Origin of the sequence: Tatumella sp. JGM118, from assembly GCF_018257515.1 — a bacterium.
Taxonomy (GTDB): Bacteria; Pseudomonadota; Gammaproteobacteria; order Enterobacterales; family Enterobacteriaceae; genus Tatumella; species Tatumella terrea.
This window is the reverse complement of the sequence record NZ_JAERJR010000003.1, coordinates 137950-163408: the sequence shown is the minus strand read 5'-3', so window position 1 is coordinate 163408 and position 25459 is coordinate 137950. Positions and strand designations below refer to the sequence as shown.

Sequence of the window (25459 nt, the reverse complement as noted above, 5' to 3'; positions counted from 1 at the left end):
GGGGTAAAACCTTCGCCTTCAACCAGCACGGGCGTAGGATAATATCCACGCCCGTGCGATCATGTTAAGGGCAATGAAAAAATGGCGAAGAGTGATTACTACGAGGTTTTAGGCGTATCCAAAACAGCGGATGAGCGTGAAATCAAAAAGGCCTATAAACGGCTGGCAATGAAATATCACCCTGACCGTAATCCGGATGATGCAGAGGCGCTTGAGAAATTTAAAGAAGTTAAAGAAGCCTATGAAATTCTGACGGATGAACAGAAGCGTGCAGCTTACGACCAGTATGGTCATGCGGCCTTTGAACAAGGCGGCATGGGCGGCGGCGGATTCGGCGGTGGCTTCGGTGGCGGTGGTGCTGATTTTGGCGATATCTTTGGCGACGTATTCGGCGATATCTTCGGGGGTGGTCGTCGGCAGCGTTCTGCGCGGGGTTCTGACTTACGTTATAATATGGAACTTACGCTGGAAGAAGCGGTACGCGGTGTCAGCAAAGAGATCCGTATCCCGACATTGCAGGAATGCGATACCTGCGATGGCAGCGGTGCAAAAGCAGGTTCAAAACCTCAGACCTGTTCTACCTGTAAAGGGGCCGGTCAGGTCCAGATGCGTCAGGGGTTCTTTGCGGTTCAGCAACCTTGTCCGACCTGCCAGGGACGCGGGACGATTATCAAAGATCCTTGTAACTCCTGTCACGGTCATGGCCGCGTAGAAACCACCAAAACACTGTCAGTGAAAATTCCTGCCGGTGTGGATACCGGTGACCGTATTCGTCTGTCAGGCGAAGGTGAAGCGGGTGAACAGGGCGCGCCTGCCGGTGATTTATATGTTCAGGTGTCGGTGAAAAAACACCCGATCTTTGAACGTGAAGACAGTAACCTCTATTGCGAAGTGCCTATCAATTTTGCCATGGCTGCACTGGGGGGCGAAATTGAAGTGCCAACCCTCGATGGCCGGGTAAAACTGAAAATTCCGGCCGGTACACAAACGGATAAATTATTCCGTATGCGCGGTAAAGGTGTTAAATCGGTGCGTGGTGGCGCTGTGGGTGATCTGTTATGCCGGGTTGTCGTTGAAACCCCGGTGAACCTGAGTGAGAAGCAGAAAGAACTGCTCAGCGAACTGGGTGAAACCCTGGGCGGACCTTCAGGTGATAACAATAGCCCGCGCTCAAAAAGCTTTTTTGATGGCGTGAAGAAGTTTTTTGATGATCTGACGCGCTAACCGGTCTGTTCCGGTAGAGACTGAAGCCAGTCCCCCTTGGGGCTGGCTTTTTTTATGCTGGCGGAAAGTGCCGGTGAGTTGCGTCATGCGATGTTAAAATTTTTACCGGCATGTAAAGATATACGGACTTAAGATTCACTGAGAGGATGCTTACGGAATGTCAGTACTGCATAAATGGATAAAAAGCGAAGCTGCGGGCGGCGTGATACTGATTATCGCTGCCGGACTGGCGTTAATACTGGCCAATACCGGCTGGAGTGCGGAAGGCTATCAGCGTTTCCTGCATTATACGCCGACGGGACCGAGCAGCGGTGAGCATCCGCACGACATTCTTTTCTGGATCAATGATGCCCTGATGGCGCTGTTTTTCCTGCTGGTCGGATTAGAAGTAAAGCGGGAACTGGTGACAGGGGCGCTGGCCAGTAAACAGCAAGCCCTTTTTCCGCTGATCGCGGCCCTCGGAGGCATGATTGCCCCCGCCCTGATTTTCCTGGCATTTAATGCCTCTCACCCCGATATCCGCGATGGATGGGCGATTCCGACGGCGACAGATATTGCTTTTGCATTAGGGATCCTTGCCTTGCTGGGCAGCCGTGTGCCGCCGGTATTAAAAGTTTTTCTGATGGCATTGGCGGTGATTGATGATCTGGGCGCGATCGTGATTATCGCGATATTTTACAGCAGCCATATCGCCTGGGGCGCGATGGCGCTGGTCGTAGCGGCGGTGGCCGTATTAGCACTGATGAACAGAGCGAAGGTATCCTCACGGCTCCCTTATCTGCTGGTCGGGGCCGTGTTATGGGTTGCCGTACTGCAGTCCGGGATTCATGCCACGATTGCCGGTGTGGTTCTCGGCCTGATGATGCCGGTGAAAGGATTATCTGAGACGGCGGCTGCACCCCGTTTAACCCACTCTCTGGAGCCCTGGGTCCGCTGGCTGGTATTGCCGTTATTTGCGTTCGCCAATGCCGGAGTAGTGGTGGGTGATATTTCGCTTACTCAGGCCTTTTCTTCATTGCCGTCGGGGATTATTGCCGGTTTGCTGATTGGAAAGCCATTGGGCATCACGGTGGCGTGCTGGCTAAGTCTCCGCCTGGGATTAACCCGGTTACCGGAAAATACCGGGATCAGGGATATCGCGGCCATCGGGGTGTTGTGTGGGATTGGCTTCACGATGTCTATCTTTATTGCTTCTCTGGCGTATGGTCAGGAGGCGGCCTCGCTGGTCAATGAGGCCAAACTGGGTATTCTGGGCGGTTCGGTACTTTCTGCGGTTGCCGGGTATTTGTTACTGCGCCGCCGGTATACCTTGCCATAATCGCGGGCCGTTTTCAGTGAACCGTCAGGCTGCGGGGGTCAGAGAGCCAGCCTGGCGGCATTGCGTGTGAAGATACCGGTGAGGTGCTGTGAATCGTTCCCTGCACCGTTCACGGTGATATTGCCAGGTACGTTAATCCCGTAATGCAACAAAGCGCTCAGGGATGATTTATGCGGGTTAAAGACCGGCGTGGCAGTTTGTCTCAGTGGTAACAGAAGACCCGGGGGTAAAAATCACGGCAGGGAGGGGAAGCAGGAATAACGGACATAAAAAAACCGGCCTGAGCCGGTTCTTTTCAAAGCAACAACAAATCAGCGATTAAGCCAGTTTGTTGATTTGTGCAGTCAGGTTTGCTTTATGACGTGCAGCTTTGTTTTTGTGGATCAGACCTTTAGCAGCCTGACGGTCCACGATTGGTTGCATTTCGTTAAATGCGTTTTGCGCAGCAGCTTTATCGCCAGCGGCGATTGCAGCGTATACTTTTTTGATGAAAGTACGCAGCATTGAGCGACGGCTTGCATTGTGCTTGCGACGTTTCTCAGATGTTACAGCGCGTTTCTTAGCTGATTTGATATTAGCCAAGGTCCAACTCCCAAATATGTTCTATATGGACAAATCAAAGGCCGAGGACTATGCCTTTTGCGCCTTCTCTTGTCAATGGATTTGTGCAAATAAGCGTCGTTTAAAAAACAACACCCGGTTACGTAATTGATGGCGCAAGATTCTACCAGCTTCCTTGTGTTGAATACAGCTTTTCGCAACAAAATTGTCGGGATTTTGCCCGGCAGGGAAGAAACATGAGGAAAAGCAGCAAAGAAGCGACGAAAGGCTACGCTAACGGGTTAATTTTGTACGCTGTAAAGGGTATAATCCGGCGATTTCCAGCGATTTGAGTCAGCCATGAAGTTTATCCGCGGTTTACATAATCTCACAAAGCAGCATCGTGGCTGCGTTTTGACTATTGGTAATTTTGACGGTGTGCATCGCGGGCATCAGGCATTGCTGAAACAGCTTTGTGAAGAAGGCAGAAGGCGACAGCTGCCGGTGGTGGTGATGTTATTTGAACCGCAACCTCGCGAGTTTTTCACCGGCGGTAATGTGCCGCCCCGCCTGACGCGTCTGCGGGAAAAAGTGACCTATCTGGCCGCGGCCGGGGTGGACACCGTGCTCTGCGTGCGCTTCGATAGCGACTTTGCCGCACTGAATGCCGGCGATTTCATCCATGATATCCTGGTGGATAAGCTGGATGTCCGCTTTCTGGCGGTCGGTGATGACTTCCGGTTCGGCGCTGGTCGTGAAGGTGATTTCCTGTTATTACAGAACGCCGGGCGCCGTTACCACTTTGATGTGGTGAATACCCGAACCTTTTGTGAGCAGGGGACCCGAATCAGTAGCACCCGGGTCCGCCAGGCGCTGGCAGACGATGACCTTGCGGGGGCAGAACGGTTACTGGGACGGCCTTATGCCATCAGCGGCCGGGTGGTTCATGGCGATGCGCTGGGCAGAACGCTGGGATTCCCGACGGCCAATATTCCCCTGCGACGTGCGGTCTCACCGGTCACCGGTGTGTATGCCGTAGAGGTGCTGGGGATTGCAGAAAAACCGTACTACGGTGTGGCTAATATCGGCACACGACCGACGGTGAAAGGTATACGACAGCAGCTGGAAGTGAACCTGCTGGACGTCAGTATGAATTTATATGGCCGCCATATCTCTGTGGTATTGCGGCATAAAATACGCAATGAGCAACGATTTGCCTCTCTTGATGAATTAAAAGCGCAAATTGCCAAAGATGTGGTGACGGCCCGCGAATTTTTTGGGCTAAAAGCAACGGTGTAATCACCGAAATATGGAACCGAGAATCTGATGAGTGACTATAAATCTACCCTGAACTTGCCGGAAACAGGCTTCCCGATGCGTGGCGACTTAGCCAAACGGGAACCTGCGATGTTGCAGCGCTGGACCACCGATAACCTGTACGGTGCGATCCGCGCGGCTAAAAAAGGCAAAAAAACATTTATCCTGCATGATGGCCCTCCGTACGCCAACGGCAACATTCATATCGGTCACTCAGTTAACAAGATTCTGAAAGATATTATTGTTAAATCTAAAGGTCTGTCCGGATTTGACGCGCCTTATATCCCCGGCTGGGACTGCCACGGATTACCGATTGAGCATAAAGTCGAACAAATGATCGGCAAGCCTGGCGAAAAAGTGTCTGCCGCAGAATTCCGTGCCGCGTGTCGTCAGTATGCCGCAGAGCAGGTGGAAGGGCAGAAAAAAGACTTTATCCGTCTGGGCGTACTGGGTGACTGGGATCGCCCGTACCTGACGATGGACTTCAACACCGAAGCGAATATCATCCGCGCATTAGGTCGTATCATCGGTAATGGTCACCTGCATAAAGGGGCCAAGCCGGTTCACTGGTGCCTGGATTGTCGTTCTGCATTGGCGGAAGCTGAAGTGGAATATTATGACAAGACATCCCTGTCTATCGATGTCATGTTCAACGCCACGCAGCCGGAGACAGTCGCCGCCGCGTTCTCCGCAGTCACTCCGTCAACGCCGGTGTCGCTGGTGATCTGGACCACCACCCCCTGGACGATGCCGTCAAACCGGGCCATCTCGGTCAACCCGGAATTTGACTACCAGCTCATCCGGACGGAAGAGAGAGCACTGATCCTGGCGAAAGATCTGGTCGACAGTGTGATGAAGCGTGCCGGTATTACCGAATGGCAGGTACTGGGTGAATGTAAAGGCAGCGCGCTGGAAATGTTACGCTTCGCGCATCCGTTCCTGGCCTTTGATGTCCCTGTTCTGCTGGGCGACCATGTCACTCTGGATGCCGGTACCGGTGCTGTCCATACTGCCCCGGGCCACGGTCCGGATGACTATGTCATCGGGCAAAAATACGGTATTGAAGCGGCTAACCCGGTCGGTCCGGATGGATGCTACTTACCAGGCACTTACCCCGAGCTGGATGGCGTAAACGTCTTCAAAGCCAACGAAATGATCGCCGATCTGCTGCGCGAAAAAGGCGCGTTACTGCACCTGGAAAAACTGCACCACAGTTATCCGCACTGCTGGCGTCATAAAACCCCAATCATTTTCCGTGCGACCCCGCAGTGGTTTATCAGCATGGATCAGAAAGGCTTACGTGCGCAGTCGCTGAAAGAAATTAGAGGCGTGCAGTGGATCCCGGACTGGGGTCAGGCACGTATTGAATCGATGGTGGCTAATCGTCCGGACTGGTGTATCTCGCGTCAGCGTACCTGGGGCGTGCCGATGGCTCTGTTTGTTCACAACCAGACCGAAGAGCTGCATCCGGATACCCTTAACCTGATGGAACAGGTTGCTCTGCGGGTTGAGCAGGAAGGTATTCAGGCGTGGTGGGATCTGGACGCGAAAGAACTGCTGGGTGCAGACGCGGACAACTACACCAAGGTCCCGGATACGCTGGATGTCTGGTTTGACTCCGGATCTACCAGCTGTTCAGTGGTCGATGTGCGTCCGGAATTTAACGGGCATAGCGCAGATATCTACCTGGAAGGCTCCGACCAGCACCGTGGCTGGTTTATGTCATCGCTGATGATCTCGACGGCGATTAAAAACAAAGCCCCTTACCGTCAGGTGCTGACCCACGGATTTACCGTCGATGGTCAGGGTCGTAAGATGTCGAAGTCTATCGGTAATACCGTGAGTCCTCAGGATGTGATGAACAAACTGGGTGCCGATATTTTACGTCTGTGGGTGGCTTCAACCGACTATTCCGGGGAAATGGCCGTTTCGGATGAGATCCTGAAACGTTCGGCGGATGCTTACCGTCGTATCCGTAATACAGCCCGTTTCCTGCTGGCTAACCTGAATGGCTTTAATCCGGAGACGGATCAGGTGGCGCCGGAAGAGATGGTCGTGGTTGACCGCTGGGCGGTGGGCCGTGCGCTGGCCGCACAGCAGGATATTGTGGCCTCTTACGAAAACTATGATTTCCATGAAGTGGTTCAGCGTCTGATGCAGTTCTGTTCTGTGGAAATGGGATCGTTCTACCTGGATGTGATTAAAGACCGTCAGTACACGGCGAAAGCTGACAGTGTGGCTCGTCGCAGTTGTCAGACCGCGCTGTGGCATATTGCTGAAGCACTGGTTCGCTGGATGGCACCGATTATGTCGTTCACTGCCGATGAAATCTGGGGACATTTATCCGGGCAACGTGATCAGTACGTGTTCACCGGGGAATGGTATCAGGGGCTGTTTGGCCTGCCTGAGAACGAAACACTGAATGACTCGTACTGGGAACAACTGCTTAAAGTTCGTGGTGAAGTGAACAAGGTTATTGAGCAGGCGCGTTCGGATAAACGTGTCGGTGGCGCGCTGGAAGCGTCCGTGACTCTGTATGCCGATGCGGCACTGTCAGAAAAACTGACAGCGCTCGGCGATGAACTGCGTTTTGTGTTACTGACCTCGGCCGTTAAGGTCGCGCCACTGGACGCTGCGCCGGCAGATGCGGTGCAGAGCGAACACCTGAAAGGTCTGAAAATCACTCTGACTAAAGCCGATGGTGAGAAATGCCCGCGTTGCTGGCATTACACGACGGATGTGGGTCAGAACCCTGAACATGCTGAAATCTGTGGACGCTGCTACACCAACGTCTCCGGTGAAGGTGAAGAGCGTAAGTTTGCCTGATGAGTAAATCGTTATGTTCAACCGGCCTGCGCTGGTTGTGGGTTATGGTGCTGGTGATAGTCGCAGACTTCGCCAGCAAACAGTGGATTATGGCCCACATGCAATTGCATGAAACCCGGGCCCTGCTCCCTTCACTTAATCTGTTTTATGCCCATAATTACGGGGCGGCCTTTAGTTTTCTGGCCGATAAGGGCGGCTGGCAGCGCTGGTTCTTTGCCGGTATCGCGATAGCCATCGCTATCGCACTGGTGGTGATGATGTACCGTAATCGCGCCAGTCAGCGTCTGACGAATATCGCCTATGCGATGATCATCGGCGGTGCGCTGGGCAATTTACTGGATCGTTTCTGGCATGGTTTTGTGGTCGATTTTATCGATTTCTATGTCGGTGACTGGCATTTTGCGACCTTTAATATTGCGGATTGTGGGATCTGTATCGGGGCCGCGTTGGTGATCCTGGAAGGGTTTATCGCGTCCTCCCGCAAAACGGACAAAGGGTAAGCCATGAGTTATCAGGTACAGCACGACAGTTCACTGTTAGTGCATTTTACCCTCACTCTGGAAGATGGCTCACTGGCAGAGTCGACCCGGGCCAATGGTAAGCCTGCCTTGTTTCGCTTAGGCGATGGTAGCCTGTCGCCGGCTTTCGGTCAGGCTCTATCCGGTATGACTGCCGGGGAAACCCGGCAGTTTACCCTGACGCCTGAGGATGCGTTTGGCCCGGCCAACCCTGATCTGATTCAGTACTTCTCGCGCCGGGACTTCGCCGGCGCGGCTGAACCGGAGACAGGAACCATAATGTTGTTCACCGCCATCGATGGCAGTGAGATGCCTGGTATTATCCGTGACGTTTCCGGTGATTCGGTGACGGTAGATTTTAATCATCCGCTGGCCGGGCAGACGGTGACGTTTGCTGTGGAAGTGCTGGAAGTTGATCCGGTCCTGGAGAATGAAAATGCAGATTCTGCTCGCTAATCCCCGTGGTTTTTGTGCCGGTGTAGACCGCGCTATCAGTATAGTGGAGCGTGCGCTGGAAATGTACGGCGCACCTATCTATGTCCGCCATGAGGTCGTGCATAACCGTTATGTGGTCGAAAGTTTACGCGACCGTGGGGCGATTTTTATCGAAGAAATCAGTGAAGTCCCTGACGGAGCGATCCTGATCTTTTCGGCCCATGGGGTGTCGCAGGCTGTCAGGGCTGAAGCCCGTGCCCGCTCACTGACCATGCTGTTCGATGCCACCTGTCCGCTGGTCACCAAGGTGCATATGGAAGTCGCCCGGGCCAGCCGTAAGGGCGTGGAAGCGATCCTTATCGGTCATGCCGGTCACCCGGAAGTGGAAGGCACGATGGGGCAGTATAATAATCCTGAAGGTGGCATGTATCTGGTGGAATGCCCGGAAGATGTGTTCAGACTGAAGATTAAAGATGAGTCAAACCTGAGTTTTATGACTCAGACCACGCTGTCGGTGGATGACACTTCTGAGATCATCGATGCGCTGCGTCAGCGTTTTCCGGCGATTATCGGGCCACGTAAAGATGATATCTGCTATGCGACCACCAATCGCCAGGAAGCGGTTCGTACGCTGTCTCAGCAGGCCGATGTGATTCTGGTGGTGGGTTCGCGTAACTCTTCAAACTCGAATCGGCTGGCTGAACTTGCCCGCCGGGCCGGTAAGCAGGCGTGGCTGATCGACTCCGCAGAAGATATCAGCGAAAGCTGGCTGAAAGACGCGGCTTGTATTGGTGTCACTGCCGGAGCGTCGGCTCCGGATATCCTGGTACAGCAGGTGATTAGCCGTCTGCGTGAGCTGGGCGGTGACGCCGCTATCGAATTAATTGGTCGTGAAGAAAATATCGTGTTCGAGGTTCCTAAGGAACTTCGTGTGGAAGTCAAAGAAGTCGAATAATCTGTCTTATCCCGTAGCCGTCTGCTCAGGCTGGCTACGGGCCCCGCATTTCTGTCCCGTGCGTCACCGGCGTCCTGTCGGGCACCGCTATTCACTCCCTATTGATTTTACTGATAAGATTATCGGTGAAACCTGAAATTCTAATGATATTTTTTTTTGCTGGTACTGGCTCTGGTGGCTGGTTACCCTGACTCCGCATGCATGTGTACAGGAATGAATAGTTATGAATAATATCCGAATAGGTATTGTCGGTGCCTCCGGAAGAATGGGCCGTCAATTAATTGAAGCCACAAAACTGACTGACGGAGCCACCCTGGGGGCTGCTGTTGTGCGTCAGGGCTCCTCTCTGGTTGGCTGCGATGCCGGTGAATTAGCCGGGAGTGGCAAAACCGGTATTCTGGTCAGCGACAATCTGGATGCGGTGAAAGATGACTTCGATGTGCTTATTGATTTTACACGCCCTGAAGCCACGGCCGGCTACCTGAAATTCTGCCAGACACACCGTAAAGCCATTGTGATAGGGACTACCGGATTTGATGACGCGGGTAAACAGGCTATCCGCGCTGCCGCAGAGTCTATCCCGGTGGTGTTTGCCGCGAACTTCAGTGTCGGGGTTAACCTGGTGCTGAAACTGCTGGAGAAAGCCGCTAAAGTGATGGGCGAGTATAGCGATATTGAAATCACCGAAGCCCATCACCGGCATAAAGTCGATGCTCCGTCAGGAACGGCTCTGGCAATGGGGGAATCTATTGCCGATGCGATGAACTGGACACTCTCTGAACATGCCGTCTATAGCCGGGAAGGGCATACCGGCGAGCGTAAGCCCGGGACTATCGGTTTTGCGACAGTCCGTGCCGGTGATATTGTCGGTGAGCACACGGCAATGTTTGCAGACATCGGAGAACGGGTAGAGATTACCCACAAGGCCTCCAGCCGGATGACGTTTGCAAAGGGTGCGGTAAAGGCAGCTTTATGGTTAAGCGGGCATAACCATGGTTTCTATGACATGCGTGACGTGCTTTCTCTGAATGATATCTGATATTTTTCGTTCAGTATTCATAGTTTAATTAAATGATTATAAAGGGGATTTTATTTGCATCCCCTTGTGTTTGTGAAAATTGACCATTTGGTCTGTTTTTTTGTTTAAACGGTGCTTTACCTGTGGTTATTGTTATTTTTATCGCCGTTTTTTTTGCGTCAGATACCTTTCTGTACACATCTTCACCGTAATTCTCTCTCCCGGGATACATTTCTTCAGGCAATCGTTTTATCTACCCTCCATACGTGCCTTTTTATCGCTGTTTTGTAGTTTTTACTCCCAATGGCGTAAAAAAAACAACTTTATCCGCTTTCAGACTGGACATAAGCAAAGCTGCTCATTAGAATGCGCCCAATTTGCCGAAAATCGAGTATTCAGCGTTTTTTGGATTGATTCAGGCGACACTTATGAATTAATATGCAGGTATAGTGACTATTTATTCCCCGGAGGAAGTTTTGATTAAGTCAGCAATCCTGGTTCTGGAAGACGGAACCGAATTCCATGGCCGGTCCATAGGCGCAAGCGGGTCGGCAGTCGGAGAAGTCGTTTTCAACACATCAATGACCGGCTATCAAGAAATTCTTACTGATCCTTCCTATTCCCGCCAGATTGTCACTCTTACTTATCCCCATATTGGTAATGTTGGTACTAACCCCGCTGATGAAGAGTCATCTCACGTTCATGCTCAGGGCCTCGTCATCCGCGATTTACCGCTGATCACCAGCAATTACCGTAGTAAAGAAGACCTCTCTGCTTATCTCTCACGCCATAACATCGTTGCTATCGCCGACATTGATACCCGTAAACTGACCCGCCTGCTGCGCGAAAAAGGGGCTCAGAATGGCTGTATCATTGCCGGGAACGCGCCGGATGTGGCTGCGGCCTTAGCGCAGGCGAAAGCCTTCCCGGGACTGAAAGGGATGGATTTAGCGAAAGAAGTCACCACGCAGAAAAGCTACTCCTGGACACAGGGAAGCTGGACGCTGAGTGATGAACTGCCTGCGCCAAAAGAGGAAAGCGAACTGCCATACCACGTGGTGGCCTATGACTTTGGTGCGAAGAGTAATATCCTGCGTATGCTGACCGACCGTGGATGCCGCCTGACCGTGGTTCCGGCTCAGACCCCTGCGGAGGAAGTCCTGAAGATGGCACCGGACGGGATTTTCCTGTCTAACGGACCGGGTGACCCGGAGCCGTGTGATTATGCCATCAGCGCGATTAAAACCTTCCTGACCACCGACATTCCGGTATTTGGTATCTGTCTGGGTCACCAGTTGCTCGCTCTGGCAAGCGGCGCGTCAACCGTAAAAATGAAGCTGGGACACCACGGCGGGAACCATCCGGTCAAAGATCTTGACCGTGATGTGGTGATGATCACCGCGCAGAACCATGGCTTTGCTGTCGATAAAGAGGGCCTGCCGGAATGCTTGCGCGTCACTCATACGTCACTGTTTGACCATACCGTGCAAGGTATCCATCGTACCGACAAGCCTGCATTCAGCTTCCAGGGACATCCGGAAGCGAGCCCGGGGCCGCATGATGCAGCGCCACTGTTCGACCACTTTATCGAGTTAATCAATACCTACCGTTCAGAAACCCGGTAATCAGGAGCTAATCAATGCCAAAACGTACAGACATAAAATCTATCCTGATCCTGGGTGCCGGTCCGATTGTTATTGGTCAGGCCTGTGAATTTGACTACTCCGGTGCGCAGGCGTGTAAAGCTCTGCGTGAAGAGGGTTACCGCGTTATTCTGGTGAACTCAAACCCGGCAACCATCATGACCGACCCGGAAATGGCCGATGCGACTTACATTGAGCCGATTAACTGGGAAGTTGTGCGCAAAATCATCGAAAAAGAGCGTCCGGATGCTGTCCTGCCGACCATGGGTGGGCAGACTGCCCTGAACTGTGCTCTGGAACTGGAAAGACAAGGCGTTCTGGAAGAGTTCGGCGTCACCATGATTGGTGCAACCGCCGATGCGATTGATAAAGCAGAAGATCGTCGTCGTTTTGATAAAGCGATGAAAAGCATCGGTCTGGATACTGCGCGCTCCGGTATCGCACACACAATGGAAGAAGCATTTCAGGTGGCTGATGATGTTGGCTTCCCTTGCATCATCCGTCCTTCCTTTACTATGGGCGGCACCGGTGGCGGAATTGCCTATAACCGGGAAGAGTTTGAAGAGATCTGTACCCGCGGGCTGGATCTTTCCCCGACCAATGAGTTGCTGATTGATGAATCACTGATTGGCTGGAAAGAGTATGAAATGGAAGTGGTCCGTGACAAAAATGATAACTGTATCATTGTTTGTTCCATCGAAAACTTCGATGCCATGGGGATCCATACCGGTGACTCCATCACTGTTGCACCGGCACAGACGCTGACCGACAAAGAATACCAGATCATGCGTAATGCCTCGATGGCCGTATTACGTGAAATCGGTGTGGAAACCGGCGGTTCTAACGTCCAGTTCTCCGTTAACCCGGAAAATGGTCGCCTGATTGTTATCGAAATGAACCCAAGGGTATCGCGTTCGTCCGCCCTGGCATCTAAAGCGACAGGCTTCCCGATTGCGAAGATCGCCGCAAAACTCGCCGTAGGTTATACGCTGGATGAGCTGATGAATGATATTACCGGTGGACTGACGCCGGCATCCTTCGAGCCTTCCATCGACTATGTTGTAACCAAGATCCCGCGTTTTAACTTCGAAAAATTCGCCGGCAGTAATGATCGCCTGACCACCCAGATGAAATCTGTCGGTGAAGTCATGGCAATCGGCCGCACGTTCCAGGAATCTGTGCAGAAAGCACTGCGCGGCCTGGAAGTCGGCGCCAGCGGATTTGACCCGAAAGTCGAGGCTGAAGACCCGGAAGCCCTGACCCGTATCCGCCGCGAACTGAAAGATGCCGGTAGCGACCGTATCTGGTATATCGCCGATGCTTTCCGTCTGGGGATGTCTGTGGATGGCGTTTTCAATCTGACCAATATCGACCGCTGGTTCCTGGTGCAGATTGAGGAGCTGGTTCGTCTGGAAGAGCAGGTTGCCCGCCAGGGACTCAATGGCCTGACGGCCGGTTTCCTGCGTCAGCTGAAACGTAAAGGGTTCTCGGATCTGCGTCTGGCCAAACTGGCCGGTGTTGCGGAAAGCGAAGTCCGCAAACTGCGTCAGCAATATAACCTGAATCCGGTCTATAAGCGGGTGGATACCTGCGCGGCAGAATTCGCGACCGATACCGCTTACATGTATTCCACTTATGAAGAAGAGTGTGAAGCTAACCCATCTACCGATCGTGCCAAAATCATGATCCTGGGGGGCGGTCCGAACCGTATCGGTCAGGGTATCGAGTTTGACTATTGCTGTGTTCACGCGGCGCTGGCCTTACGTGAAGACGGTTATGAAACCATTATGGTGAACTGTAACCCGGAAACCGTATCTACCGACTACGATACCTCCGACCGTCTCTATTTTGAGCCGGTGACGCTGGAAGATGTACTGGAAATTGTCCGCATCGAAAAACCTGAAGGCGTCATTGTACAGTACGGTGGTCAGACACCACTGAAACTGGCCCGTGAGCTGGAAGCTGCCGGCGTACCGGTGATCGGTACCAGTCCGGATGCCATTGACCGTGCCGAAGACCGTGAACGTTTCCAGCAGGCCGTTGATCGCCTGGCGCTGAAGCAACCGGCGAATGCCACCGTAACCGCTCTGGAGCAGGCCGTCGAAAAAGCCGCGACCATCGGTTATCCCCTGGTGGTACGTCCTTCTTATGTTCTGGGCGGTCGGGCGATGGAAATCGTCTATGACGAACAGGATCTGAAGCGTTACTTTATGACTGCGGTGTCCGTCTCAAATGATGCGCCGGTTCTGCTGGACCGCTTCCTGGATGATGCGGTAGAAGTGGATGTCGATGCCATCTGTGACGGTGAGCGGGTACTGATCGGCGGGATCATGGAGCATATCGAACAGGCAGGTGTTCACTCCGGTGACTCCGCATGTTCATTACCGGCTTACACGCTGAACCAGGAAATCCAGGATGTTATGCGTGACCAGGTCAGTAAGCTGGCCTTCGAGCTGAATGTCCGTGGTCTGATGAACGTACAGTTTGCGGTTAAAGATAACGAAGTGTATCTGATTGAAGTTAACCCGCGCGCTGCCCGTACGGTACCTTTTGTCTCGAAAGCGACCGGTGTTCCGCTGGCGAAAGTGGCTGCCCGTGTGATGGCCGGTAAAACGCTGGCGGCTCAGGGAGTGACTGAGGAAGTGATCCCGCCTTATTATTCGGTGAAAGAAGTGGTTCTGCCGTTTAACAAGTTCCAGGGCGTTGACCCGATCCTTGGCCCTGAAATGCGGTCTACCGGTGAAGTGATGGGCGTGGGCAGAACCTTTGCCGAAGCCTTCTCCAAAGCGATGCTCGGTGCTCAGGCGACGATGAAAAAGTCCGGTCGTGCGTTATTATCCGTCCGTGAAGGTGATAAAAAGCGTGTGGTTGACCTGGCGGCTAAGTTACTGAAATTCGGTTACGAGCTGGATGCAACACACGGTACTGCTGTGGTACTGGGGGAAGCCGGGATTAATCCACGCCTGGTCAATAAAGTTCATGAAGGTCGTCCGCATATTCAGGACCGTCTGAAAAATGGTGAATACAGCTATATCGTAAACACCACTGCCGGACGTCAGGCCATTGAAGACTCCCGTCTGATCAGACGCAGTGCACTGCAGTATAAAGTCCACTACGACACCACGCTGAACGGTGGTTTCGCGACAGCGATGGCGCTGAATGCTGACCCGACCGATCGTGTAATTTCGGTTCAGGAAATGCATGCTGAAATAAAAGGCTAATACCTTACCCGGATAAGCAACCCTGTTTCAGGGTTGCTTATCTCTGTCCGCACTGGCTTCTCACTCCCCACTGTTGTTTTATTTCCTACTGCTGACTGCTGACTGCTGACTGCTGACTGCTTACTTCTTACTTCTTACTTCTTACTTCTTACTTCTTACTTCTTACTTCTTACTTCTTACTTCTTACTTCTTACTTCTTACCTCTTACCTTAACGACTAATGGCTAATGGCTAACGGCTAATGGCTAATGGCTAATGGCTAATGGCTATCTGTCTCAATCCGGGAATAACGCGAGTCTCGCCGTGCTCTGGTGTTCTGCCAGCCGGATGGCTCACAGGCAGGCATTATGTGCAGGGTGGGGGGGGTTACCCCCGGACTCACTTAACCGGGGATCCTGTCCGTCAGAAGTATGACGCAAGGCACCGGATAATCTGTGACCGGCTGACCGTCATCAGGGCAGGTGGCCATGCCATACCGTATTTTCCGGCTAATCAGTGTATGTCTTTATTATTTTTATCAGGGGAAGTTGCCACTTTTTGGTCACCGCTGAAATTCTCCCCGTATATGACTTTTCTCTGAAAGTAATACCCTGAATAAGTCGTGATAAATGTTCTTCTTAGGATCTTCATCGTAGATTTCCGGCTTATTTATATCATTCTAAGGGTTATCACTAAAAAAGAGTTGTTGTCTGCCTGATGATAATAAAAATGGCTATGCCAGATTATAGGGGGGGCGGGAGAATTATTTAACCAGAGTGAGTTTATATTACCCGGTTATTCCCATCGTCCGATTGCTGTGGTTTCTGACATCAGGAAGTCTTTTATTTTCTATCTGAAGCAGGTCCGTCAGTTCACCGTCTGAAGTCACCCTGGTTCAGCGGCCCCTGGGAGGATGATTTATTAAGTCGCTTAACTTTTCAGAGGGGGAAACCCGGCACCCCGGGTTAAGTCATTCTGCAGGAACGAAGGGAGCATCTCTGCAGGGGAGTATTGAGGGTGGCACCCGTTCTCGTTTTACAGCAACTTACGGACTTAACGAGGGGCCGGACCGGACATACCATGACGAACCGGGTGTGAATATTCCGGTACGACTCCACCGGGAACATGATTATTGCCGGGCCGGAGGTAATACCCTTCGCAAAATGTCAGCTACCGGACTGAGCCGCAAGGCGAGGGTAAGTAAATCTTCGCCAGAGTCGCCGTATTGCTCAGGATATTATCGGGGCTGAAACCGGTATCCGGGAATACGATTGACCGGGAAAAGTACCGGCGAATGGCATTCAGGAAGATGATGAGCGGCCGGGTTACACCCCCGTTATCAGAAAGCCTCCGGTGTTATAAAGTTGCTGACGACGTCTCGGTTCTCTGGCAGTGATTATCTGTCCGGCAGTGGAGCAGATCACTAAAGAAAAACGGAGGTCGCCGGGGCCTGATGACTGACTCTGAACTCCGGCCGGGGATTCGCGTGGAACGGAACGACACCAGGGCCGGAAGCTGTCATCGCACTCTTACGAAGATAAAAATGCTATTCAAAACATCCGGGGGCGAGGTTCAGTGGCAAATACGGCCCATACTCAATCGCGTCCGGTGACGTTTGGTATCCGTATTTTCCCCCTGCTAAACGCAGGGATGTGAATCATTACTTTGCCGGGGATGCGTGGGGTGTTGAGTACTATGCAGGTTACAGAACAGTACAGATTACAAAAAGTGCCCCCTTATTGATGAGAGACAAAATACAATTTGCGACCGGAAGAAATTATCAATTTACAGACAATGGGTTACGGATTCCCTTCACTCTGGCAGACGGTCAGAGTATGAATGATGAAAATACCCCGACCCCCGGGTCTGATAATTCAGACGGTATCAGTCTGGTCCGGTTTTACGATGATTTTTAGTGTTAAAAACAGCAGGTAAGGGACGTTTAACTCATTTCAACGCGGCGGTGAAACCGCCGGAATGCCTGAATTGGGCAAATACCGGGACCGTCAGCCCTGTTAAGGCAGGACTTTGTGCCGGAGCAGGGTTTAGTGAAATAATGACCAATCCCTATCGACGAAGTCGATCCCTTTCCGTATGATGGCGCCAATTTTTCCAGCGGGTTAATGTAATGATTAGTTTGATTGCTGCAATGGCGGCAGATCGGGTTATCGGTATGGATAATGCCATGCCATGGAATTTGCCAGCGGATCTGGCCTGGTTTAAAAAACAGACCCTGAATAAACCCGTGATCATGGGGCGGCGTACGTTTGAGTCCATTGGCCGGCCACTGCCCGGACGACTGAATATCGTGATCAGCCGTTCAGCAGGTACCGCTGAGGGCGTCAGCTGGGTCACTTCCCCCGAAGAGGCGCTGAAACTGGTCGCCGATGCGCCGGAGATCATGGTGATCGGCGGCGGTAAAATCTATGCTCAGATGCTGGAAAAAGCCGACCGGCTCTATCTGACACATATCGATGCAGAAGTCGAAGGAGACACCCAGTTTCCGGATTACGATCCCGATCATTGGCAGTCTGTATTCAGTGAGTTTCATGACGCAGATGCTAATAACACCCACAGCTTCTGCTTTGAGATCCTGGATCGTCGGGTCTGCACTGACTGACGGAAAATCACTCTCGTCCGTACAGAATAATATTCTGCCGCAGGGGCATCAGCCCCTGTGGCAGGTCCTTGTTATGACATGCAGTAATAAGTAACGTATTTCCTTTTATTCTAAAATAGACCTTCCTCACAGTTTTAATCTCCCATTAAAATTAATCTGTACCGCGTTGTGAATGATAGAACTCTCCCCGTCTGGTCATATTTTTTAATAAATTCATCGGTGATTACGGATTGACAGGATATCGGTTTACCCGTGGGCGCGGTTCAGGCTTTTATTTCCTGATGCCCATAGTTCGGGTTATTTTCTGAAGAACCGTATTGTCCCGGGAATATAGGATTTTATCCTTCCGGATAATTACCGGGATACTTTTCGCCTGACGGGTAAAGGTGGTTTTTTTCAGTAAACGCGGCTCGCGTATAGCCGTAAATACGGTATCCCGTATTTTGAAGATTTCACCCTGAATATTAAAAAAGTGCTCAGTAAGGATTATCCGGGCACGATGATTTGCGGAAAATTGATCATCCTGCAAAGGACTGGTGCTGTAAATTAAGGAGATTAGGATGACCCGATATTTGCAATTAGCAGAACAGATTATTGAGGACGCAGGGGGAAAGAAAAATATCCGGACACTCGTCCACTGTGCGACACGGCTGCGTTTTAAACTGCATCATACCCCGGCAGGGGCAGCGGACCGGATAAAATCTCTGGACGGGGTGATCGCCGTCGTCGAAAGCGGGGGGCAGTTCCAGGTGGTCATCGGCAATCATGTGGGCGAGGTGTTTCGTGCCATTGAAAGCTGCCTGGCCGGAACCGCCGTGACTTCTCAGCAGCCCGTCCACGGCTCTGAGCGCGAAGATGAAAAGAACCCCGCAGCGTCTCTGCTGGCACGCTTTATCGATCTGGTTTCCGGGATTTTTACTCCGGTCCTGAGTGTGATGGCAGCCTCCGGGATCCTGAAAGGATTTCTTGCGTTGTTTGTGGCGCTGGACCTGCTGGATCCGCAAAGCGCGACTTATCAGGTCTGGTTTGCAGCCAGTGATGCTCTGTTCTATTTCTTCCCGATGGTTCTCGGTTATACGGCCGGTAAGAAGTTCGGTGGCTCGCCGTTTCTGACGATGGCCATCGGTGGCGCACTGGTTCACCCGACTATCCTGTCACTTGCGGAACCGGCGAGCTTCTTCGGTATTCCGCTGACGTTGATCAATTACAGTTCCTCGGTGATCCCGATTATTTTCTCTGCGTGGCTGAGTTGCTGGCTGGAGAAAACGCTTTATCCGCGCCTGCCTGAATCCATCCGCAATTTTACCGCCCCGCTGATTTGTCTGATAGTGATTGTCCCGCTGACCTTCCTGGTGATCGGGCCGCTGTTTACGTTCCTCAGCCATCTGCTGGCCAGCGGTTATCAATGGATTTACGATATCGCGCCCTGGATTGCCGGGATTTTCCTTGGCGCAGTGTGGCAGGTCTGTGTCATTTTCGGCCTGCACTGGGGCCTGGTGCCTGTCGCAATCAACAATCTCAGTGTGCTGGGATACGACACCATCATTCCGTTGTTACTGCCGGCGGTAATGGGTCAGGCCGGTGCCGCCCTGGGGGTGTTTCTGGCAACCCGGGATGCCCGGCTTAAAATGCTGGCCGGGACATCGGTGACGGCGGGCATTTTCGGTATTACAGAGCCGGCAATCTACGGCGTGACATTGCCCCTGAAACTGCCTTTCCTGTTCGGGTGTATTGCCGGGGGACTCGGGGGCGGCATCGTGGGTCTGTGCCAGGTGAAAGTCTGGTCATTCGGACTGGTGAGTATTTTTTCTGTGACACAGATGATCCCGGCCAGCGGGATAGATCTTACCGTCTGGGCTGCGATCGGTGCGGCAATCCTGGCACTGTTCCTGTCTTGTCTGCTGACGTTCCTGTTCGGGGTGCCCCGTACCGGGCCAACTCACAGCACAGTGAACAATGGATAACATGGCCGGCCTGTCGCAGTTATGACAGGCCATGCGTGATTGGAGTGATTCATCATCATCAGGGAGAGAGTTATGAAGTTATTTCCGGAACATTTTCTGTGGGGAGGTGCGATTGCGGCCAACCAGGTGGAAGGCGCATGGCGTGAAGGAGGGAAGGGGCTATCGACATCCGATGTTCTGCCGGAAGGTCTGTTCGGGCGCCTTGATGAGCGCGGGTCTGATAATGAATATCTGAAGGACGTGGCGATCGATTTCTATCATCGCTACCCGCAGGATATCGCGTTATTTGCTGAAATGGGATTCACCTGCCTGCGCCTGTCGATCGCGTGGAGCCGTATTTTCCCCCACGGGGATGAGGCGGCACCGAATGAAGCCGGGCTTGCGTACTATGACGCGATTTTTGCTGAACTGGCAAAACACAGGATCCAGCCAGTAGTGACACTTTCTCATTACGAGATGCCCTGGGCATTAGTCAAAGAATACGGTGGCTGGGGAAATCGTCAGGTCATTACTTTCTTCCTGCATTATGCCAGAACGGTGTTTCAGCGTTACCGCCACCAGGTGCGTTTATGGCTGACGTTCAATGAAATTAATATGTCACTGCATGCGCCCCTGACCGGTGTTGGTATCCCGATGGAGAGTTCGCCGGGAGAAATTTATCAGGCCATCCATCATCAGCTGGTGGCCAGTAGCCTGACGGTCAAAACCTGCCATGAAATGATCCCGGGAGCCAGAATAGGCAATATGCTGCTGGGCGGTTTACAGTATCCGTTAAGCAGCAAACCGGCCGATGTGATGGCGGCCATGGAGGCAAACCGGCACTGGTTATTTTTCGGGGATGTGCAGGTCAGGGGAGAGTACCCGGGCTATATGCAACGTTATTTCCGCGATAATGCGATTGAGCTGCATATCACCGATGAAGATCGTGACGCTCTCAGACACGGCGTGGATTTTGTCTCATTCAGTTATTACATGTCCGGATGTGCCAGTGCCGAGCCGGAAAAATATCTGCAACAGCGCGGAAATATCCTGAACATGATCCCGAACCCGCACCTGAGTGCATCGGAATGGGGGTGGCAGATAGACCCGCAGGGATTACGGATACTGCTGAACCTGCTCTGGGATCGTTATCAAAAACCGCTGTTTATTGTAGAGAATGGCCTGGGGGCACGGGATCAACTCACGGCGGAGGGCCAGGTTAACGATGATTACCGCATCAGCTATCTGAATGATCATCTGCAACAAGTCCGGGAAGCTCTGGACGATGGTGTGGATATTATGGGGTACACCAGCTGGGGGCCTATCGATTTAGTCAGTGCTTCCAAAGGTGAACTTTCCAAGCGCTATGGCTTTATTTATGTCGATCGCCATGACGACGGTACCGGGACGCTGCAACGTTACCGTAAGAAAAGTTTTGGCTGGTATCAGTCGGTGATTGCCAGCCGGGGGGCCGTACTGAAATAAGAGAAAATTCCGGGGCGGTCACGGAGCGACGGCCCCGGAAGGTTAACTCTTTTTCTTCTGCAGAGAAGGCTGGTGGAAATACTGCTGGTCTTCCCAGCGCAGCAGGGTCAGCGTTCCGCCCCAGCAGCATCCGGTATCCAGCCCCAGAATCCCCGCCGGCATGCCTTTACCTTCCAGCGATGCCCAATGACCGAAGGCAATGGTATAGCCTTCACGCACCGGGCCTTCCAGCATAAACCAGGGTTTGAGCGGCGGCGTCGCTTTTTCCGGAACATCTTTGCAGATCATGTCCAGCTGTCCGTTCGGAAAGCAATAGCGCATCCGCGTCAGTGCATTCGCACTGAAACGCAGCTTAGCCAGTCCGCTGAGTTCGGGGGTCCAGTTATTTGGCATATCGCCGTACATGGCATCCAGGAATAACGGATAGCTGTCACTGGAGAGTATGACTTCCAGTTCCCTGGCACAGGCTTTTGCGGTTTCGATATCCCACTGTGGTGTGATCCCGGCATGGGCCATCACCAGTTTTTTCTCTTCATCCACCTGCAATAATGGCTGACGACGCAGCCAGTTGATCAGGTCATCGCAGTCATCGGCGGCCAGCAGCGCGGCCAGATTATCTTTAGGTTTGTTGCGACTGATCCCGGCATACACCGCCAGAATATGCAGATCATGGTTGCCCAGCACCAGCCGGACAGAGTCACCCAGTGACTTCACTTTTCTCAGCACAGCCAGTGAGTCCGGGCCACGGGCGACTAAATCACCGGTCAGCCAGAGTTCATCCCTGGCCGGGTCAAAACTGACCTGATCCAGCAATGCACAAAATTCAGTGTAACAACCGTGAATATCGCCTATCAGATACGTACTCATGTAAATCCTGTCAGCATAAACCCCGGGCCTGCAGAGACAGACCAGAGGGCGGCTTAATGAAGCTGAGTAGAGACAGCAAGGCGAAACACAGGGATCGGGGTAGTAAAACGCTCGCCGTTTTCGTCTTCCATGACATAGTGCCCCTGCATGGTACCTATCGGCGTTTCGAGGACGGCACCACTGGTATACTGGTATTCGTCACCGGGCTTTATCCGCGGCTGTTCACCGACCACCCCTTCACCCTGAACCTCTGTCTCTTTCCCGTTACCATTAGTGATTAACCAGTAGCGCTCACGTAACTGCACTTCAGAGTGCCCTAAATTACGGATGGTGATGGTATAAGCAAACACATAACGTTCTTCCTCAGGCAGTGACTGCGAGGCGGCATAAAATGTTTGTACATGTACGTAAACGCGTCTGGATCCACTCATGATTAACTCTCCCGGGGGTGTTCCGGATGCTCTGTCAGCCAGTGTGCCAGCTGGCAGTATTGGGCAATCGAGATATTCTCTGCCCGCAGGGTATCATCAATACCAAGATCAGAAAGTACCCCGGCAGAGAACAGGTGACCGAGGCTGTTGCGTAATGTCTTACGACGTTTCCCGAAGGCTTCTGTCGTGATCCGGCTGAGGATTTTGACATCCACTTCAGGATACGGAGAACGGGTATGTGGCACCAGGCGCACGACGGCAGAATCTACTTTCGGTGGCGGAGTAAAGGATTGTGGCGGTACTTCCAGCACCGGGATGACCTGACAGTAGTACTGAGCCATAACCGTCAGACGGCCGTAAGCCTTACTGCCGGGGCCTGCTACCAGGCGATTGACGACCTCTTTCTGTAGCATAAAGTGCATATCTTTAATGGCACCCGGATAGCTAAACAGATGGAACATCAATGGCGTTGAGATATTGTAAGGCAGGTTACCGAAAACACGTAACGGTTGCCCGCGCTCAGCGGCCAGTTCAGCAAAATTGAATGTCATCGCATCCTGCTGAAAAATAGTCAGTTTCGGACCCAGGAATGGGTGAGTCTGCAGGCGGGCAGCCAGATCACGGTCGAGCTCGACCACCGTCAGCGCATCGACTTTTTCACCGACCGGTTCGGTCAATGCCCCCAGGCCGGGACCAATCTCCACCAACGCATCACTGGTAAGCGGATGGATGGCTGAGACAATGCTGTCAATAATATATTGATCGTTCAGGAAGTTCTGCCCGAAACGTTTACGGGCGTAGTGCCCCTGATGGACGCGATTATTCATTACTGCTCTTAATCATATTGATGGCGAGTTTAATCGCCGTAATAAAGCTGCCCGAATCGGCCTGACCACGACCTGCCAGTTCAAGGGCAGTTCCATGGTCGACTGAAGTCCGGATAAATGGGAGACCCAGGGTAATATTTACCGCCCGGCCAAATCCCTGATATTTTAACACCGGCAGTCCCTGATCATGGTACATCGCCAATACAGCATCGGCATGTTCAAGATATTTTGGCTGAAACAGGGTATCGGCTGGCAGCGGCCCGATGAGCGTAATGCCCTGCTGGCGCAACTCTTCCAGTGCCGGTTCGATAATATCAATTTCTTCACGTCCCATATGCCCGCTTTCGCCGGCATGAGGATTTAATCCGCACACCAGAATTTTCGGTTCAGGAAGATGAAATTTCTGCTGTAAATCCCGATGAAGGATGGTGATCACTTCGTGCAGGTTTTCCCGCGTAATCGCGGCAGAGACGTCTTTTAACGGAAGGTGTGTGGTGGCGAGAGCGACCCGTAATTCGGTCGTCGCCAGCATCATGACGACTTTATGGCAGCCGGCACGATCCGCAAAAAATTCGGTATGCCCGGTAAAAGGTATTCCGGCGTCATTAATCACGCCCTTATGGACGGGGCCTGTGACCAGAGCGGAAAATTCTCCGGCAAGACACCCATCACAGGCGGTCGCGAGAGATTCGACCACATAGGCACTGTGACTGGCGGACAGTTTGCCGGCGGTCACTGCCGCAGGTAAATCCACCGGCAGCAAGGTCAGTGTGCCGGCTTTCTGTGCGGCGGCAGGGCGTTCCGGCTGGTAATCGGTCAGCGTGACGGAGATCCCAAGCTGTGCGGCTCTGTCCAGTAACAGTTGCCTGTCGGCACAGACCACTAACTGAACTGGCCAGTCAAAGCTGGCCAGTTGTAACGTCAGGTCAGGTCCAATCCCGGCGGGTTCGCCGGGAGTGATGACGATACGTGGTATATCAGTCATTGTTATCCAGAACTTTCACATAAGCAGATGCGCGTTCTTCCTGCATCCAGGTCTGCGCTTCTTCAGCGAATTTACGGTTAAACAGGATACGATAGGCACGATCTTTCGCCGCCTCATCCGTTCTGTCAACCTGACGGGTATCCAGCAACTGGATCAGATGCCATCCGAAGGAAGAACGGACAGGCTGGCTCAGCTGGCCTTTTTTCAGGTGCATGACCGCATCACGGAACGCCGGGTCATAAATGTTCGGCGATGCCCAGCCTAAATCCCCGCCCAGATTGGCAGAGCCCGGGTCATCAGAATATTTATTGGCGGCGTCGGCAAAGGTCAGTTTGCCATCACGGATATCCGCGGCGATCTGTTCAATTTTGGCATGAGCCTGCTGATCATTCATTATCGGGGTCACTTTGATCAGGATATGGCGCGCATGAACTTCCGTAACCGAAACGTTCTGAGATTCACCACGCATATCGTTCACTTTCAGAATATGGAAACCGACACCCGAACGAATAGGACCGACGATATCACCTTTATGGGCGGTGCTTAATGCCTGACTGAACAGGCTTGGCAGCTCTTCAATTTTGCCCCAGCCCATATTGCCGCCTTTCAGCGCCTGAGGGTCGGCAGAATAGGTGACGGCCATTTTTCCGAAATCGGCACCGTTTTTCAGCTCACCGACCAGTTTTTTTGCCAGAGCTTCTTCATCATCAACCTGTTGCTGGGACGGATTTTCCGGTAACGGCAGCAGGATCATGCTGAGGTTAATTTCTGTGCCCGGCACGTTTTGCGCTGAAATCTGTTTGGCCAGATTATTCACCTCTTCAGGGAGAATAGTAATACGGCTTCTGACTTCGTTATTACGAACTTCTGCGATCAGCATCTCTTTACGGATCTGATTACGGTAATCGTTGTAATTCACCCCGTCGTAGGTCAGGCGGCTGCGTAACTGATCCATACTCAGGTGGTTCTGCGCGGCGATATTCTGAATCGCCTGATCCAGTTCCTGGTCACTGATCTGCATGCCGGCACGCTGGCCCATCTGAGTGATGATGCTGTCCATAATCTCGCGTTCGAGGATCTGATGACGTAAGGTCTGATCATCTGGCAACTGCTGGCCGGCCTCCTTTGCCTGAGTTTTCACAGTGCGCATCAGGTCATCAACATCGCTTTCAAGAACCACACCGTTGTTGACGATCGCTGCGACTTTATCAATCATCTGTGGTGCAGCCAGAGCAGTCGTTGCCTTAAGCGCGACACACAGAATCAGCATTCTCCAGTTCTTCATACTATTTCCATCGTTGTTACCGC

At 52.5% G+C, this 25459-nt stretch carries 18 protein-coding genes and 1 pseudogene; 13 read left to right on the top strand and 6 right to left on the bottom strand.

Annotated features, from left to right (window positions below; all coding sequences use genetic code 11):
- The first annotated feature begins 81 nt into the window (after window positions 1-81).
- Both dnaJ and nhaA read left to right on the top strand, forming a co-directional pair.
- Window positions 82-1224 carry a molecular chaperone DnaJ gene (gene dnaJ, locus JK223_RS04865; RefSeq protein WP_212713095.1) on the top strand — a complete coding sequence of 381 codons (1143 nt, stop codon included), beginning with the start codon at window positions 82-84 and terminating at the stop codon, window positions 1222-1224.
- Window positions 1225-1381: 157 nt separating this feature from the next.
- Complete coding sequence (gene nhaA, locus JK223_RS04860) at window positions 1382-2542, top strand: Na+/H+ antiporter NhaA (RefSeq protein ID WP_212713094.1); 1161 nt, start codon at window positions 1382-1384, stop codon at window positions 2540-2542.
- Window positions 2543-2860: 318 nt separating this feature from the next.
- On the opposite strand, the gene rpsT is transcribed toward nhaA, so the two are convergent.
- Window positions 2861-3124, bottom strand: a complete 264-nt coding sequence (gene rpsT, locus JK223_RS04855; RefSeq protein WP_152322954.1) for a 30S ribosomal protein S20 — start codon at window positions 3122-3124, stop codon at window positions 2861-2863.
- Window positions 3125-3442: 318 nt separating this feature from the next.
- Here rpsT and ribF point away from each other — a divergent pair, with 318 nt between their 5' ends.
- From ribF to ascB, 11 genes and pseudogenes are all read left to right on the top strand, one after another.
- Window positions 3443-4381: a bifunctional riboflavin kinase/FAD synthetase gene (ribF, locus tag JK223_RS04850; RefSeq protein WP_212713093.1), complete on the top strand. Its 939-nt coding sequence runs from the start codon at window positions 3443-3445 to the stop codon at window positions 4379-4381.
- A gap of 27 nt (window positions 4382-4408) precedes the next feature.
- On the top strand, window positions 4409-7225 hold the full coding sequence (gene ileS / locus JK223_RS04845) for an isoleucine--tRNA ligase (RefSeq protein ID WP_212713092.1): 2817 nt from the start codon (window positions 4409-4411) through the stop codon (window positions 7223-7225).
- Entirely contained in the window at window positions 7225-7725 is a 501-nt protein-coding gene (gene lspA, locus JK223_RS04840) for a signal peptidase II (protein WP_212713091.1), read from the top strand. The genes ileS and lspA overlap by 1 nt, the downstream gene beginning before the upstream one ends.
- 3 nt (window positions 7726-7728) lie before the next feature.
- Window positions 7729-8199, top strand: coding sequence for an FKBP-type peptidyl-prolyl cis-trans isomerase (gene fkpB, locus JK223_RS04835; RefSeq protein WP_212713090.1), 471 nt, complete (start codon window positions 7729-7731; stop codon window positions 8197-8199).
- On the top strand, window positions 8180-9133 hold the full coding sequence (ispH, locus tag JK223_RS04830; protein WP_212713215.1) for a 4-hydroxy-3-methylbut-2-enyl diphosphate reductase: 954 nt from the start codon (window positions 8180-8182) through the stop codon (window positions 9131-9133). The genes fkpB and ispH overlap by 20 nt, the downstream gene beginning before the upstream one ends.
- A 223-nt stretch (window positions 9134-9356) precedes the next feature.
- Window positions 9357-10172, top strand: coding sequence for a 4-hydroxy-tetrahydrodipicolinate reductase (dapB, locus tag JK223_RS04825; protein ID WP_212713089.1), 816 nt, complete (start codon window positions 9357-9359; stop codon window positions 10170-10172).
- A 455-nt stretch (window positions 10173-10627) separates the two neighbouring features.
- The gene (gene carA / locus JK223_RS04820; RefSeq protein ID WP_212713088.1) at window positions 10628-11776 is read left to right on the top strand and encodes a glutamine-hydrolyzing carbamoyl-phosphate synthase small subunit; all 1149 of its coding nucleotides are present in this window, start codon (window positions 10628-10630) and stop codon (window positions 11774-11776) included.
- Window positions 11777-11790: 14 nt separating this feature from the next.
- Window positions 11791-15015 carry a carbamoyl-phosphate synthase large subunit gene (carB, locus tag JK223_RS04815; protein WP_212713087.1) on the top strand — a complete coding sequence of 1075 codons (3225 nt, stop codon included), beginning with the start codon at window positions 11791-11793 and terminating at the stop codon, window positions 15013-15015.
- 2106 nt (window positions 15016-17121) lie between these two features.
- Complete coding sequence (folA, locus tag JK223_RS04810) at window positions 17122-17613, top strand: type 3 dihydrofolate reductase (protein ID WP_212713086.1); 492 nt, start codon at window positions 17122-17124, stop codon at window positions 17611-17613.
- Between the two features lie 560 nt (window positions 17614-18173).
- Window positions 18174-19538, top strand: a pseudogene (locus tag JK223_RS04805) (PTS transporter subunit EIIC); the annotation flags it as partial.
- A gap of 111 nt (window positions 19539-19649) precedes the next feature.
- Complete coding sequence (ascB, locus tag JK223_RS04800) at window positions 19650-21041, top strand: 6-phospho-beta-glucosidase (RefSeq protein ID WP_212713084.1); 1392 nt, start codon at window positions 19650-19652, stop codon at window positions 21039-21041.
- A gap of 42 nt (window positions 21042-21083) precedes the next feature.
- Here ascB and apaH read toward each other — a convergent pair whose 3' ends face one another.
- From apaH to surA, 5 genes are read right to left on the bottom strand one after another with little or no spacing between them, the layout of a single operon-like run.
- A complete protein-coding gene (gene apaH, locus JK223_RS04795; protein ID WP_212713083.1) occupies window positions 21084-21908 on the bottom strand; it encodes a bis(5'-nucleosyl)-tetraphosphatase (symmetrical) ApaH in 825 nt (274 codons plus the stop codon).
- A 53-nt stretch (window positions 21909-21961) separates the two neighbouring features.
- Window positions 21962-22339 (bottom strand): Co2+/Mg2+ efflux protein ApaG, encoded by a 378-nt coding sequence (gene apaG / locus JK223_RS04790; protein ID WP_212713082.1) that lies wholly within the window; start codon window positions 22337-22339, stop codon window positions 21962-21964.
- Between the two features lie 2 nt (window positions 22340-22341).
- The gene (rsmA, locus tag JK223_RS04785) at window positions 22342-23166 is read right to left on the bottom strand and encodes a 16S rRNA (adenine(1518)-N(6)/adenine(1519)-N(6))-dimethyltransferase RsmA (protein ID WP_212713081.1); all 825 of its coding nucleotides are present in this window, start codon (window positions 23164-23166) and stop codon (window positions 22342-22344) included.
- On the bottom strand, window positions 23159-24151 hold the full coding sequence (gene pdxA, locus JK223_RS04780) for a 4-hydroxythreonine-4-phosphate dehydrogenase PdxA (RefSeq protein WP_212713080.1): 993 nt from the start codon (window positions 24149-24151) through the stop codon (window positions 23159-23161). Before pdxA ends, rsmA begins: the two co-directional genes overlap by 8 nt.
- Window positions 24144-25436 carry a peptidylprolyl isomerase SurA gene (surA, locus tag JK223_RS04775; protein WP_212713079.1) on the bottom strand — a complete coding sequence of 431 codons (1293 nt, stop codon included), beginning with the start codon at window positions 25434-25436 and terminating at the stop codon, window positions 24144-24146. The genes pdxA and surA overlap by 8 nt, the downstream gene beginning before the upstream one ends.
- Window positions 25437-25459 lie beyond the last annotated feature (23 nt).

Excerpts from the sequence above, each read along its gene's own strand:
- dnaJ (WP_212713095.1), top strand. The coding sequence starts at position 82 with ATGGCGAAGAGTGATTACTACGAGGTTTTAGGCGTATCCAAAACAGCG.
- nhaA (WP_212713094.1), top strand. The coding sequence starts at position 1,382 with ATGTCAGTACTGCATAAATGGATAAAAAGCGAAGCTGCGGGCGGCGTG.
- ribF (WP_212713093.1), top strand. The coding sequence starts at position 3,443 with ATGAAGTTTATCCGCGGTTTACATAATCTCACAAAGCAGCATCGTGGC.
- ileS (WP_212713092.1), top strand. The coding sequence starts at position 4,409 with ATGAGTGACTATAAATCTACCCTGAACTTGCCGGAAACAGGCTTCCCG.
- lspA (WP_212713091.1), top strand. The coding sequence starts at position 7,225 with ATGAGTAAATCGTTATGTTCAACCGGCCTGCGCTGGTTGTGGGTTATG.
- fkpB (WP_212713090.1), top strand. The coding sequence starts at position 7,729 with ATGAGTTATCAGGTACAGCACGACAGTTCACTGTTAGTGCATTTTACC.
- ispH (WP_212713215.1), top strand. The coding sequence starts at position 8,180 with ATGCAGATTCTGCTCGCTAATCCCCGTGGTTTTTGTGCCGGTGTAGAC.
- dapB (WP_212713089.1), top strand. The coding sequence starts at position 9,357 with ATGAATAATATCCGAATAGGTATTGTCGGTGCCTCCGGAAGAATGGGC.
- carB (WP_212713087.1), top strand. The coding sequence starts at position 11,791 with ATGCCAAAACGTACAGACATAAAATCTATCCTGATCCTGGGTGCCGGT.
- folA (WP_212713086.1), top strand. The coding sequence starts at position 17,122 with ATGATTAGTTTGATTGCTGCAATGGCGGCAGATCGGGTTATCGGTATG.
- ascB (WP_212713084.1), top strand. The coding sequence starts at position 19,650 with ATGAAGTTATTTCCGGAACATTTTCTGTGGGGAGGTGCGATTGCGGCC.
- apaH (WP_212713083.1), bottom strand. The coding sequence starts at position 21,908 with ATGAGTACGTATCTGATAGGCGATATTCACGGTTGTTACACTGAATTT.
- apaG (WP_212713082.1), bottom strand. The coding sequence starts at position 22,339 with ATGAGTGGATCCAGACGCGTTTACGTACATGTACAAACATTTTATGCC.
- rsmA (WP_212713081.1), bottom strand. The coding sequence starts at position 23,166 with ATGAATAATCGCGTCCATCAGGGGCACTACGCCCGTAAACGTTTCGGG.
- pdxA (WP_212713080.1), bottom strand. The coding sequence starts at position 24,151 with ATGACTGATATACCACGTATCGTCATCACTCCCGGCGAACCCGCCGGG.
- surA (WP_212713079.1), bottom strand. The coding sequence starts at position 25,436 with ATGAAGAACTGGAGAATGCTGATTCTGTGTGTCGCGCTTAAGGCAACG.